This window comes from Polaribacter reichenbachii, from assembly GCF_001975665.1.
Lineage (GTDB): Bacteria > Bacteroidota > Bacteroidia > Flavobacteriales > Flavobacteriaceae > Polaribacter > Polaribacter reichenbachii.
The window spans coordinates 349,304-363,984 of sequence record NZ_CP019419.1 but is presented as its reverse complement, the minus strand read 5'-3'; the positions used below and the strand labels follow the sequence as shown (position 1 = coordinate 363,984).

The following is a 14,681-nucleotide window of genomic DNA, read 5'->3' as shown; positions in this document are numbered from 1 at the left end:
AATGATAAAAAAAATAAGCTTTACGGTTCTTTTATTTATAAGTATTTCTATTTATAGTCAAGATTATAATTTTGACAAATATCAATATATTATTGTTGATGTAAAGTTCGAAAATTTAAAAGGAGTAGATCAATATCAAACCAGTTCATTAACCAAATTCTTATTGAAGAAAAAAGGGTTTAAGGTGTTTTTAAGTAATGAGACAATTCCTACAGAAATTAGTAAAGATAGATGTTTGGCATTGTTTGCAACCGTTAAAGATGCTTCTAATATGCTTTCTACAAAAAGTTATATAGAAATTAAAGATTGTACAAATAAAGTGGTTTATGAATCTCAGGTTGGTAGAAGTAAGCTAAAGGAATTCAAAAAAAGTCATCAAGATGCCATAAGAAAGGCTTATGAAACTATGGAAGATTTTGAATACACGTATAATCAAGATTTGGTATTATCTCCTAAAGTTAATCAACCAGCTCATCATCCTGTAAAAGAAGGATCAAAGACAGTAAAAGTTGTTCCTAAAGTTGTAAAAACACCTAAGGTAGAAAAAACAATTAAAGTTGAAAAACCAGCGAAACCAGAAGTTGTAAAAGCTTCAAAACCAGCTCCAGTATTATACGCGCAACCAAAAAACAACGGATTTCAATTGGTTAATATGAAACCAGAAGTTGTTTTTATCATCTTAAAAACCAATAAAAGTGATGTTTTTATCATTAAAGGTAAAGACGGTACACTTACTAAAAAAGGCAATAATTGGGTAGCTGAATATTATAAAAACGATCAATTAGTTAAAGAGGAATACTTGGTTAAATTCTAATAATTATATTTAGTTTTCCATCTATTTTTTAAAGTTTCTCGAAACTGATTTTCTCTAGAATTGTTACCTGGTTCGTAAATTTTTGTTCCAGAAATTTCATCAGGTAAAAATTCTTGAGCTACAAAGTTATTTGGATAATCGTGCGAATATTTATAGTTTTTACCATAATCCAAATCCTTCATTAACTTAGTTGGCGCATTTCTTAAATGTAGAGGGATAGATAAATCACCTGTATTTTTTACCAAATTTAAAGCATGATCTATTGCAAGATAAGATGCATTACTTTTTGGTGAATTTGCCAAATAAACTGCACACTGACTCAGAATTATTCTAGATTCAGGATTACCAATTACAGAAACCGCCTGAAACGTATTTGTTGCTAAAATTAATGCAGTTGGGTTAGCATTACCAATATCTTCGGATGCGGAAATAAGTAATCTTCTTGCTATAAATTTTACATCTTCACCACCTTCAATCATTCTTGCCAACCAATAAAGAGCACCATTAGGATCACTACCTCTTATCGATTTTATAAATGCAGAAATAATATCATAATGTTGCTCACCAGTTTTATCATATCTAACTGTGTTTTTCTGAATTTTTTCTAAAACTAATTCGTTTGTAATTTCAATTTCCTCATCACTAGAAACTAGCAGTTCAAAAATATTTAATAGTTTTCTGGCATCACCACCAGAAACTTGTAAAAGAGCATCAGTTTCTTTAAGTGTAATTTTTTTGGTCGATAAAAGTGTGTCTTTTTCTATTGCTCTATGCAATAAAGCAACCAAATCATTTTTATCAAAAGAATTTAAAATATAAACTTGACAACGTGAAAGTAGGGCAGGGATTACTTCAAAACTTGGGTTTTCTGTGGTTGCACCAATTAAAGTAACCCAACCTTTTTCTACAGCTCCTAAAAGTGAATCTTGTTGAGATTTACTAAATCTATGTATTTCATCAATAAATAAAATAGGATTTTTAGCAGTAAATAATCCACCACTTTTTTTCGCTTTTTCTATAACTTCTCTTACATCTTTAACGCCAGAACTTATAGCGCTTAAAGTGTAAAATGGTCTGTTAGACTCTTTAGCAATAATATTTGCGAGTGTTGTTTTTCCAATTCCAGGAGGTCCCCAAAGAATTAAAGAAGGTATAATTCCTTGTTTAATTAAATTGGTTAAAACACCGTTTTTACCAACCAAATGCTGCTGACTTATATAATCATCTAACGTTTTTGGTCTAATTCTTTCTGCCAAAGGTTCATTCATTCAGTAAAAATAATAAAGATTTCTGACAGAATTTGCAAAATTAGTATTTGGTTAGATTATTGTTATTTTTATTTTGATGAATGAAGAGAATCAACTTAAAATATCGAAATCAATTTTTATAGTACCAATTGTATTTGTAGTTTCAATTTGGGTTATTTATTGGATAGAAATACAATTTGATTTCAACTTTAATAAATATGGAGTATTTCCTAGAACTTTAGACGGTTTTAAAGGTGTTTTCTTTACGCATTTCATCCATAGTAATACTAGTCATCTTTTTAATAATTCGATTCCTTTATTTGTGCTTTTAAGTAGTCTTTTTTATTTTTATAAAGATGTTGCTTTTAAGGTTTTATTATTAGGCGGTTTTTTCTCCGGATTTTTAACTTGGTGTATTGCAAGAGAATCTTATCATATAGGGGCAAGCGGAATTGTTTATTTGCTGTTTAGTTTTGTTTTTTTTAGTGGAATGATAAAAAAGCATTTTAGATTGGTAGCACTTTCTTTAATTATCATTTTTCTTTATGGCAGTATGATTTGGTATGTTTTACCAATTAAAGAAGGGATGTCTTGGGAAGGACATTTATCTAGTTTTTTGGTTGGATTAATATTTGCTTTTATATTTAAAAACAAAGGAATTGTAAAAAAAGAACATCAATTTACAGAAACAGAATTCGATACAATGTTCGATGAAAATGGAAATTTTGTTCCGCCAGTTTTAGAAGAAGAAAACGAAAGCTCAGAAGTAGAGTAGAAGCAATAAAAAAAAGGACATCTTAATAGATGCCCTTTTTTTATTAATTATAAATTCGGTTGAGGTGTCATCCTTAAATAAGGTTTAACCTCTTTATGTCCTTTAGGAAACATTTCTGGAATTTGGGCATTGGTTACTGCAGGAGAAATTACACAATCTTCACCATTTTTCCAGTTTGCAGGTGTTGCTACTTTATGATAAGCTGTTAATTGTAAAGAATCAATTACTCTTAGTAATTCTTCGAAATTTCTACCTGTAGAAGCAGGGTACACAATTATTAACTTCACTTTTTTATCAGGATCAATGATAAACACAGATCTAACTGTTAAATTATTATCTGCATTTGGATGAATCATATCATATAAAGTAGATACTTTTTTATCTTCATCTGCTATAATAGGAAAATCTACTTCTGTGTTTTGTGTTTCGTTGATGTCTTTGATCCAACCTTGATGAGAAGAAACTCCATCTACACTCAATGCAATGGTTTTTACGTTTCTTTTTTCAAATTCTGATTTGTATTTGGCAACTGTACCCAATTCTGTTGTACAAACAGGTGTGTAATCTGCTGGGTGTGAAAATAAAATTCCCCAACTATCCCCTAACCATTCGTGAAAATTTATTTCTCCTAAAGAAGACTGTGCTGTAAAATTTGGTGCAATATCACCTAATCTAATAACGCTCATAATTTTTATTTTTTAAGATTAAAATCTAGTATAAAACTACAACTTATTCAATCACTTAATCAATTTTAAGCGCTAAATAGCTGTTAAAAAATAAATATACGAATGCAAATGATTATATATAAATAGCTCTTTTTTGCTTATTGTAATCTTTGTCTTACAGTTTCGTATAAGAAAGCACCACAAGCTACAGATACATTTAAAGAAGCTATTTCACCTAAAAGAGGTAGTTTGGCTTTGTAATCTACCATTTTTAATATTGACGGATTTACACCTCTGTGTTCAGAACCCATAACAATAGCTATGGGCTGCTTGAAATCAATATCAAAAATAGAATCTTCTGTTTTTTCGGTTGCTGCTACAGTTTTAATTTCTGATGCTTGTAATAGAAATAATGCATCTTTTATATGATCTACTTTACAAATTGGCATTTTAAAAGCGGCACCTGCAGAAGTTTTTATAGTTTCTGCGTTTACTGGTGCACTACCATTTTTTTGGATAATAATTCCATTAACACCTGTGCATTCTGCAGTTCTAATAATTGCACCAAAGTTACGAACATCAGATAGTTGATCTAATAATAAAAATAATGGAGTTTCTCCTTTATCTAAAGTAGATTCTATAAGTTTTTCTAAATCATAAAATTCTACTGGAGAAATTTGTGCAACTGCGCCTTGATGATTGCTGTTTTTAGATAAACGATTAAGCTTTTCAACAGGAACTGTACTCGTTGCAATCTTATTTTGTTTGATGAGTTTATCTAATTCGTAATAAAGATTTCCTCTTAAACCTTTTTGTAAATACACTTTATTTATAGTAGAGCCACTTTCTATAGCTTCTATTATGGCTCTAATACCAAATATGTTTGTAGTTTCTGTAGTCATATTGCAAATGTAAGGTATTATATAATAAAAAAACCACCTCTTTTTGAGGTGGTTTTTAAAATTATTAATATAACAATAGATTATGGGCAAACTACTGTCGTTGTATAAATAACACCTGCAGGAGGTGTTATTGTGTAAGTGTTATCGCCTACACTATATACTTCATTTCCAGAACCATCAAATATCGTATAATATATTTCATTATCATAATCTCCAGACACAAATGTTACTGTCATCTCATAACCGACAGGTGCTGAAAAATTCTCTAATTTATAACCAGCATCATCATTAGTTAAAGCCATTACAACTGGTGGTAAATCAACAGCTCCATCAAAAGTAATTTGTAATTCAGCTCCATTCCAATTATCTTTATAAGTATCGTTCATTTCTACACTCCAATCACATAGTTGTAAAACATCAACATTTTGAGTAGAAGTTTCAGAGGTTTTACCATTTATTGTTACTTCATAAACAGAAATTGTTGCCAAACCAATTTGGTTATAGTTCACATTAATTTTGTGTGTAGCACCTTCAATAACTTGCATTTCTGCACCAGTAACTTCCCATACAAAAGTCGATCCAGATCTTGGTGATACAGAAAATTCTATAACTTCATCTAAATTTACTAGTGTAGGTCCAGTAAAGTCAAATATTTTTGCAACTATTTTGTCAGCATCAGTTCCCAAGTCATCGTCATCATTACAAGCAACTAACATAACTAAACTTAATGCTAAAATTGCTAATGATTTTATATTTAAAAATTTATTAATCTTCATAATTTATATATTTTATTTATTTTATTATCTCCAACCACCAGTTGAATAATCTTCACCAGCTACACCTGTAGTTCCTCCAAATGTGTATATTTCGAAACCTCCAGATTGTAATACTTCACCAGGAACAGGGAAATGTAATGGAGTACCAGCTTGTAATAAATCTTTACCTCTCATTTCGAAGAATGCTAATCCCATACCAGAATTCATTAATTCAATAATTCTTTCATAGTGTATTGCATCTTCTATTTCAGTTGCAGTTGCTCCAATAGCAGGTAAATTACCTCTTAAAGATCTGCTACCTGCGTTAATTGTGGCTGCTGCACCAGCTAAATCACCTGTTCTTAATTGAGCTTCTGCTTTATATAAGTCATTTTCTGCTTTTAACATTTCTGGTGTTGCACCTGTCCAGGTAGATCCATGTGCTTGAGCGTCAAATCTTGAATGTCTATAAGTAGAGTAGTGGTAAACCCCTCTTGAAGCAATAAAATCTTGACTTGTTAAATATTCAAAATCTGAAGCTAATCTACTATCATCACTTGAACTTTCTGGGTAAACGCCTGAAGCTTCAGTAAAATAATCAGGTGTATTAGGGTCTAACATATTAATAACTCTCATGTCAGTTCTACCCCAACCTGGATAAATTTGATAGTAAACCCATTCTGTATACCAAGTATTCCAACCATCAGAAGCAACGTTTAAATCATAAGTTAACCCTTTGTTAGTGTAAGATAGTACTTTAGCCCAATCTACAGCAGCTCTTTGTGTTGCATTTCTTGGCATATTTACCATTAATCTCGCAGCAAAAGTGTTTAAAAATTGTGCCCATTGAGCACTAGTTAAAGTTTGCCCGTTTATAAATGTACTAGTAATTTCAAAACTATTACTTTCAGCAATTGCAATTGCTAAGTCTATTTTTTCTAGGCAATAAGTTAATGCTTCTTGTGGAGTTACAGACTCCCCTTCGTTTAAAGGTCCTGTTTCATCTTTTAACCATACTTGATCAAAAACTAAAGCTACAGCACCCATAGTTGCTGCTTGAGAAAATCTTGTTATAGATTCTGTTCTTCTAGGTGAGGGGTCATCTGGAAAATCACCATCAGCTATAGTTTTAGCCATTAAAGCATTAATATCATTAATGTTATTGTATAAAGAGTTAAAATAAGTAGTAGTTGCTATTGCATTACCATAAGTAGTTTCATTATTCCATGCAACTCTTGGTTCGCTAGAAGTATCTCTCATTCCTTGGTTACCCCAAGAACAAGTTCCTGCATCAGCCATACCGACTAAGGCTAAACCTGGTCCGTTGTATGAATTTACAGTATTATACCAATTCTGAAAAAAGGTATTTGCAGCTACGTAAGTAGCTAGTTCTTCAGAAGTAGGATTTTCTGTATAATCAACTGCTACGTCTGTGCTTAAATCTTCACAACTTGCAAAAACAATTGTGAAAACTAGCATTATATATAAATTTATTTTTTTCATTTTTCTAAAAATTTAAAATTTTAATGTTACTGATAATGTATAAGATGTACTTACAGGATATACACCATAGTCTACTGCATAATATTGGAAAGTATCTCCATCATAAAGCTGTACTTCAGGATCCCAACCAGAGTAATCTGTAAATGTTAATAGATTATTACCTGTTAAACCAATTCTTAAAGAATTAAAGAAACCGTTAGCAACATTTTTTAATTTATCACTATCTAATGTGTAAAAAATTGAAGCTTCTCTTAATTTTACAAAACTAGCATCTTCTACCCAAAAACCATTATTTTGATTTACATCATATAAACTTTGATAATAATTTACTGTTTTTTGCTCACCAGCAGCTTTTCCACTTTGGTCAATCATAGCATGTCTATTATCTCTAGTTAACCATTGACCATTTCTATTATATAGGTCTCCTCCTTGTTTCCAGTCCCAAAGCATATAGAAATCAAAACCTTTATAAGATATCGTGTTTCTTAAACCGATGTTAAAGTCTGCAGTAGAATTACCAACATCTCCTACCCAAGTAGAACCATCTGCATTTTCTTTTAAAATTGCACTTTCATATACAGTACCAATAGTAGAAGCTTCTACAACAACACCATCTGCGTTAACTACATAATCGCTAATAGCCATTCCTGTAGGTAATTGAGTAGCCATTTGATCTAAACTTCTTACAAAATCTCTACCATACATAGTACCAAATTCTACACCTTCTTCTAATCTAAAAATTTCACCGTCAGTTGGCCCTTCTATTCTAGGGCTAATATTTAATTGAGTTACCTCATTAGTTGTTGTAGAGAATACTACACCAGTATTCCATTTAAAATCTGCAGTGTTAATGATTTTTGCATCTAAAACAAGTTCTATAGTATTGAATTCTACAGTACCAATATTTTGGAATTGATCTGAACCTGCACTAGATGGTGCAAATAAATCTACTAGCATAAATTGATCCTCAGTTTTTGCATTAGAGTAGACACCCTCAAAAGAAAATCTATCTAAAAAGTCAACATTTAAACCAAATTCTTTTTCTGTTGTTGTAGATGGTCTTAAATCTGGGTTACCAACTGTTTGAGACGTAGAAGGTATACCATTACTAATATTTCTTCTAGTGTATTGCCAATCGTATTGAGGTCTTTGACCTGCTGTACCATAGGCAGCGTGTACTTTTAATTCTTGAATACCAGGAATATCTACATCTTTAGAGATACGGTAAGCAGCAGATGCTCTAAAATAGTCATTTGTTCTGTGGTTTTCACCAAATAATGAAGACTGGTCAATACGATACATACCATCAAAAATATATCTGTCTTTATAATCGATTCCTAAAATAGCAAAGTAATTGTTTGTTACAGCATTTTCTTCATTAGAACTGATAAAAGTATCTGTGTAGTTGTCTAAAGATATTGTTCTACCACCTGCAACAGCATTGATACCTTGTGCAGAATTCCATTCGTAATCAGAATTCTCTAATAAATAACTTAGTTTACCTGTAAGTGTTAAATCTTCACCAAAGTTTTCTCTAAAATTAAGTGTTGTTTGTAATTTCTGAGAAGTATTTCTGTAAGAATCTGTATAATAATTACCTGTTGAGTAAGTTGCAAATAAATCGGCTCTTGTTCCTCCACCTGTATAAGTAGTTGTTGGAGTGTAATCTTTAAATCTACTATCTACAGATTCAATAGCATACTCCACATCCAAATTTAACCAATCTGTAAATTTAATGTTTGTTAATAGTGCACTAGAAAATTTAACATCGTTTCTGTTTTCAGGATTTGCATATAATGGATATAATGGATTTGTAACTGTAGAAGCCCAAGTGTTAGGGGCGTATAAATACGGTTGACCATCAGGGTTAGGGGCATTTAAATTTACATCTGGATCCATTACAGAAACAGCAAAGAAAACACCAGTTCCACCCCCGGGAGTGTTGTCAAAAGAACGTACAAAATGGTTTCTAGAACTAATTTTTAACCATTCATTAACTTTAAATTCTCCATTAAGTCTTACTCCATTTCTTTCATAACCACCTGTATTCTTTAAAATACCTGCTACATTGTTTTTTTCAATAGATAAAAATAAATTTGAACTTTCTGTTGCTGTAGATACTGAAGCATACAAGTTTTTGTTGATACCAGAGTCGAAGAATTGGTCTTGGTTGTTGTAATAAACTCCATAAGGATTATCAGCAATTCTGTCATCTTCTTCTAATCTAGCACCTGAAACATTTTGGTAATTAGAACCATTATAGTTACTTGGGTAAGTTACACCCGCATACTTAGTGTAAACACCTTGTGCACTTTGCCAATCTGAAGCTAACTGATAGTGGTGAGAGTTATTTAACTCAATAAAACTATTAAGTTTTGAAATACCTACTTCACTTTTTAAAGTAACTTGCATTTTACCAACTTTACCTTTTTTAGTGGTAATTACAATTACACCATTACCTGCTCTAGAACCATATAATGCAGAAGCAGAAGCTCCTTTTACAACTTCGTAAGATGCAATATCATCTGAGTTAATATCCTGTAATCCGTTTTCAACAATAACACCATCTACAATTACTAAAGGAGATTGGCTACCAAAAATGTTTGTAGCACCTCTTAATTGAATTGTTGCTCCTTGACCAGGTTGACCAAAGTTTGTTACAGTAACCCCAGCTACTTTTCCTTGTAATGCATTAGCTGCAGAAGTAGTAGGAATGTTCTCTAAATCTTTTTCACTAATTTTATTTACAGTTACAGATAATTTCTTTCTGCTAGTTGCACCTGCAACCCCTGTAATTACAATTTCATCTAAAATTTCACCACCCTCTGTAAGAGTAACATTAATAGTGCTTTTAGATCCAACTGTTTTTTCAACAGATTCATAACCAAGGTAACTAAAAACTAAAACATCACCTGTGTTAGCTTTAATAGTATACTTACCGTCAAAATCTGTATCAGTACCTTTATTGGTACCTTTAATTAAAATACTTACTCCTGGTAAAGCACCTGAATCATCAGAAACAGTTCCAGAAACAGTTTTTTCTTGCGCAAAAGAAATTTGCACCACTAACGCTAAAAAAAGCGTTAAAATTCCATTAAACTTTGTCTTCATTTGTATAATTATTTGAATTAATTAGTGCCAAAAGTCTTAAATTAAACTTAAAAAAACAATTATTTAACAAAAAAAAACCAAGAGTTTGTTAATTAATGTTAATATATCAATAAAGTTCTGTTAATAATGTCAAATTTATTTTTTAACTAATTATAATATTGTTTTTCTGTTTTTTTTAGTTTTTTTCTATCAATTTGATGAGTTATTTTAAAATAAAAAAGCACTTCTATAGAAGTGCTTTTAATTAATTTTTATGAGGTTTTAATTTATATCCCACCATAGTTTTGTATGGTTTGTATCTGGTCCTTGTTCGGCAACTGCAGTTGCATAATTTTCTGCATTATTGTCTTGTATAGAGGTGTCATATCCGTGTCTTACTGGTATTCTTTGATCAGTGGCATAGATTGATGGAGTTAGTGTTGGTGCATCAAGTCTTCTCCATTCTGCCCAAGCTTCTGGTCCATTTAAAAATAAAGCTACCCATTTTTCGTATGCAATGTCTGTAATAGTAGAACTTGTATGTGATGCTACATAGTCTGTAATATCTGCAGTGTCAACTTCCCATTGTTCCATAGATGCTTCTATACCTTCTTGAAATAATGAAGCTGTAGTGCCGCTTCCAAAATTCCAGGTCGGGAATCTTAATGAAACTTCTGCTAATGAAAATTTAACTTGAGCATAAGTAAACATTGGTATTTGATATGTTTGGTCATCAATTACAGTACCTGAGATAAATGAATAATCAGGAACATTACCATTTACCTTTCCATTTGGGCCGCCTACATATTTTTCATCTATGTCTCCAGGGAAAGCTGGACTTGAAGTTGAACCAGTTCTTGAAGGTTGTGAATATTTAAATATTCTAGGGTCTAATTCCGAACGTAACTCTTCCATTAAAGTTTCTGACATTATATAATCTTCTCTGCTTTCAAATCTATCTTCCCAAGGATTATCACTATTATCATCAGAGCCAAATGTAAATACAACATTGTTAGCATTAGAAGAAATTACTTTTCCTGATGCTATTGCAGATTCAAAATTTGTTTTTGCTAAATCAGCATCTACATCAGATACTCTTAATGCTAGTACTAATTTTAAAGTATTAGCAAAAGTTGCCCATTTATCCATATCTCCACTAAACATAACATCTCCTGAAGGTCCTGCACCTGAATTAATTCTTCCTAGTGCGTCATTTAATTCATCAAAAATATAATTATATAAGAATTCTTGAGAATCAAATTTTGGCTGTGTTCCTTGTACTCCTTGAAAAGCTTCTGTCCAAGGTAAATAACCCCATCTGTCTGTCATATAATTCAAGAAATAGGCTCTTAAGATTTTAGAAACAGCAATTTGATTATCATTATTTCCATAAGCTCCAACAGATTCAGCTTGCTCAGGATCTTCATTTACTTCAATAATTTTGTTTAAATTTTGAATTGGTCCAACGTACCAACTATCATAAGAAAATTGTGTTGTTTGATATCTAGATGGTCCTGGGTATTGGCCTTCTGTAATATGTTGTACATAGCATATGCCTGTTACATCTGTAATTAAGGAAGGTACAGAAGATTGTGCGGATGTTAATAATTGAGAGGTAATTGGAGCTGTTGGTCCATTAGGATTGTCATTTATATCGCCAAAGTCAACTGTGTCACAAGAATTGAAAATGGTTAGAGAAAATATAAATAGTGTTAATATTTTTATTGTTTTTTTCATTTTATTAATTTTTAAAATGTTAATTTTAGGTTTAAACCTATGTTTCTTGTACTTGGTAAAGTGCCATTTTCAGCCCAGTTGTAGCCAGATCTTTTTTCTAACTCAGATGGATCTACCCAAGGTAGATCTGAATAAATTAGCCAAACATTGTTAGCAAAAACACTAATAGAAGCTGAATCTAATTTGAATTTTTCTGCTATTGATTTGTCAAAATTATAATTTAGTCTGATTGTTCTCAATTTTGCATAAGAGGCATCATATAAGTTGTTTTCATATACTAATCCAATGTTACCTAATCCATACCAGCTTTGAGCATCATAGTACGTGTCTACAACTGTACCATCTGATATTGGATTTCCTTCTGCATCTGTACCTGTTTGTAAAACCCCAACTATATGTACTCCACCTCCATCTGCAACAGCATCTCTTTTTGGGTTTCCTTTATCGTTTAAACCTGCTGTTTCTGGAGAAAGACCAGAGTGTATATAGTATCTGTCTGTTCTTGAGTAATATTGACCTCCAACTTGAAAATCAAACCCAAGGCTTAGGTTAAAGTTTTTGTAAGTAAAGTTTGTTGTTAAACCTCCTGTAAAGTCAGGTAATAGTGAACCAAGTTTTTTGTTGTTTTGTAGGGCGTAAGAATAACTACCATTACTTTCGTTAATTATTCGGTTTCCATTTTCATCTAATGCAAAACCAGTACCGTAAAATAAGCCCCATTCTTCACCAACTCTTTCTTGCAGTCTCATGCTAGTAGTATAGGTGCTTAAATCTCTTGCTTGTATGTCTCCATAAATTGCATCTACAGTTTTACTTAAAGTTGCAAAATTTACACCCAATTCAAAGGTAAAGTCTTCTTTTTTTATTACATCTCCAAAAATACCTATTTCAACACCTTTAGATGTAGTTTGTCCTGCGTTAACGTAAGTATTTGAGTATCCAGTAGCGCCGTCTAAGTCTACACTTACTGGTATTTCTTTGTCTTTTCTATTAAAATATGTAAAGTCTAATGAAATTCTATTATTAAATAAATTTAATTCTGTACCAATTTCCATTTCTTCTCTTAATCCTCCTGTTAGTTCAGAGTTAGCTTGTGTGTCATCTACCAGCATTGTTCCTTCGCCTTGATATAAAGGATCAGAAACATCGTAAACAGCAGAGATTTGATAAACAGTTGGAAATAATGGAGAAGTAGAAATACCTACTCTTGCTTTTGCGAAAGTTAATATATCATTTTTGGGTATTATTTTGTGGGCTAAGAAACTACCAGAAACTCCGTAAGTGTCTACTCTGTTGTTATCTGGGTTTGCAGTTGATCTCCAGTCAAATCTATATGAGCCATCTAAATAAGCTAAATCTTTATAGCCTAATGAGACTTTTGTAAATAGTCCTCTTGATTTCCATTCAGAAGTATATGAAGTTGTGGTAACAGCATCTTTAGAACCTGCTAAGTTGTAAAAATCAGGAATAGTTAATCCTCCTGAAGTATCAGAATCTATACTTCTAAAAAAATAATCTGTTGTTTCTGCACCAATATTAGCAGTTATATCAATGTTGCCATTTAAATATTCGTCTGTATATGTTAACATACCAAAAACTTCATTTCTTTTTCTTCTAGATGTGTATTCTGTGTAAAAAGGTGTTACTAGTTGACTTTTGGTTGTACCTCTATCATCACTAAAATATGAGTTAAAAGTGCTACGTCCTTCAACCAAAACACTTAACTTATCGTTAAAGGTATATGTTCCTCCAATTTTTCCAAAGAAAGATGTTTTGTCATCATTTCTTATGTTTTCATAAGATTCAAAATAAGGCATATCCCAATATAGAGGTGCAGTATCTCTTACGCCTTTTATATTCCAAGAATATACTTGTCCATTAAGTTCGTATTCTCTTAATTTGCTAAAATCTAATTGTCTTTGCCACCATTGGTTAAAGTTCGAGCCTAAATTACCATAGTTTTGGTCTGGATTATTTAAACGTCCTCTGCTTTCGTAATTTAAATTACCAAAAATTTCAAATTTGTCGCTTATTTTATAACTTGTATTAATTAAAGCTCTTGTTGTTTCTTGTTTTGAGTTAGGTACAACACCTTCTTGATCTATATAAGTAAGAGATGTTCTAATACTATAATCTTCGTCTGCTTTAGAAAAAGAAAAAGTAGTATTGTTTGTGATTCCTGTAGAAAAAAAATGGTCTACATCATTAGGTGTAGGGCTCCAAGCTCTAAGTTGTCCAAATTCTGGGCTATCTTCAATCCAAGAATCCCAATGACGTACTAGAGTACCATCTAATTTAGGTCCCCAGCTTTCATCAGCATAATATTCTACTATTTTTTGACCATCAAATGCAGCCCAAGAAACAGGGTCTATTGTAGGGTCGTATGAAAATGTATTGAAGGTTTGAGAGTATCCACCACCATATTCATTTTGATATTCTGGTAAATTAGTTACAGTATTAAATGATGTAGCGTGGTTAATTTGAAACGTAGCTTTACCTTTTTCTCCTTTTTTAGTTGTAATTACTACAACACCATTTACTCCATCTGGTCCATAAAGAGCTGTTGCAGAACCACCTTTTAAAACAGACATAGAAGCAACATTGTCTGGGTTAATATCTGTTATATCTGTTATTCTAATACCATCTACAACATAAAGTACATTGTCTTCACCACGAAGCTTAATTTCCGAAGTTCCAAAAGTAGAACTATTATTACCAACTATTTGTACACCAGATATTTTACCAGCTATAGAATTAGAAATATCCATTTCACGGGCTTTACCAATTGCATCACCTTTTACGGTTTGCTGAGCGTAACCTATGGATTTCTTTTCTCTTTTAATACCATAGGCAGTAACTACAATTTCTTCTAGTACACTAGAGTCTTCAATCATTGTAACATTAATAATGGAAGAGCTGCCTATAGTCTTTTCAATAGTTTTGTAGCCAACATAACTAAAACTCAAGATATCTCCTGGTTTAGCTATAATAGTAAATTTACCATCAAAATCTGTTTCAGTACCCTTTCCGGTTCCTTTTATAGAAACACTTACGCTAGGTAAGGGACCAGTTTCTTCAGATACTGTTCCAGAAACTGTTTTTTCTTGTGCAAGTATTTTTGTGTGCACAACTAACACTAGTAATAGTGTTAAAATTTCTTTAAACGTTGTTTTCATTATTTATTTAATTTGAA

Annotated in this window: 10 protein-coding genes; 2 read left to right on the top strand and 8 right to left on the bottom strand. The window is 31.7% G+C overall.

The window, feature by feature from the left end; all coding sequences use genetic code 11:
• Nucleotide 1: 1 nt before the first annotated feature.
• Nucleotides 2-814, top strand: a complete 813-nt coding sequence (locus tag BW723_RS01650; protein ID WP_083139849.1) for a hypothetical protein — start codon at nucleotides 2-4, stop codon at nucleotides 812-814.
• Here BW723_RS01650 and BW723_RS01645 read toward each other — a convergent pair.
• Nucleotides 811-2,082: a replication-associated recombination protein A gene (locus BW723_RS01645; RefSeq protein WP_068363237.1), complete on the bottom strand. Its 1,272-nt coding sequence runs from the start codon at nucleotides 2,080-2,082 to the stop codon at nucleotides 811-813. The genes BW723_RS01650 and BW723_RS01645 overlap by 4 nt on opposite strands.
• Before the next feature lie 76 nt (nucleotides 2,083-2,158).
• On the opposite strand from BW723_RS01645, the gene BW723_RS01640 reads away from it, so the two are divergent.
• Nucleotides 2,159-2,836 (top strand): rhomboid family intramembrane serine protease, encoded by a 678-nt coding sequence (locus BW723_RS01640; RefSeq protein ID WP_068363244.1) that lies wholly within the window; start codon nucleotides 2,159-2,161, stop codon nucleotides 2,834-2,836.
• A gap of 47 nt (nucleotides 2,837-2,883) precedes the next feature.
• Here the strand turns inward: BW723_RS01640 and BW723_RS01635 are convergent, their stop codons facing one another.
• The 7 genes from BW723_RS01635 to BW723_RS01605 form a co-directional block, all read right to left on the bottom strand.
• Entirely contained in the window at nucleotides 2,884-3,522 is a 639-nt protein-coding gene (locus BW723_RS01635; protein WP_068363246.1) for a peroxiredoxin, read from the bottom strand.
• 137 nt (nucleotides 3,523-3,659) lie between these two features.
• Complete coding sequence (gene rlmB / locus BW723_RS01630) at nucleotides 3,660-4,403, bottom strand: 23S rRNA (guanosine(2251)-2'-O)-methyltransferase RlmB (protein ID WP_068363249.1); 744 nt, start codon at nucleotides 4,401-4,403, stop codon at nucleotides 3,660-3,662.
• Between the two features lie 80 nt (nucleotides 4,404-4,483).
• On the bottom strand, nucleotides 4,484-5,179 hold the full coding sequence (locus tag BW723_RS01625) for a hypothetical protein (protein ID WP_068363252.1): 696 nt from the start codon (nucleotides 5,177-5,179) through the stop codon (nucleotides 4,484-4,486).
• Nucleotides 5,180-5,203: 24 nt separating this feature from the next.
• Nucleotides 5,204-6,661 carry a RagB/SusD family nutrient uptake outer membrane protein gene (locus BW723_RS01620; protein ID WP_068363255.1) on the bottom strand — a complete coding sequence of 486 codons (1,458 nt, stop codon included), beginning with the start codon at nucleotides 6,659-6,661 and terminating at the stop codon, nucleotides 5,204-5,206.
• A gap of 12 nt (nucleotides 6,662-6,673) precedes the next feature.
• Nucleotides 6,674-9,772, bottom strand: coding sequence for a SusC/RagA family TonB-linked outer membrane protein (locus tag BW723_RS01615; RefSeq protein WP_068363258.1), 3,099 nt, complete (start codon nucleotides 9,770-9,772; stop codon nucleotides 6,674-6,676).
• 261 nt (nucleotides 9,773-10,033) lie between these two features.
• Entirely contained in the window at nucleotides 10,034-11,488 is a 1,455-nt protein-coding gene (locus tag BW723_RS01610; protein WP_068363261.1) for a SusD/RagB family nutrient-binding outer membrane lipoprotein, read from the bottom strand.
• A gap of 11 nt (nucleotides 11,489-11,499) precedes the next feature.
• Nucleotides 11,500-14,664 carry a SusC/RagA family TonB-linked outer membrane protein gene (locus tag BW723_RS01605; protein ID WP_068363266.1) on the bottom strand — a complete coding sequence of 1,055 codons (3,165 nt, stop codon included), beginning with the start codon at nucleotides 14,662-14,664 and terminating at the stop codon, nucleotides 11,500-11,502.
• Nucleotides 14,665-14,681: the final 17 nt, after the last annotated feature.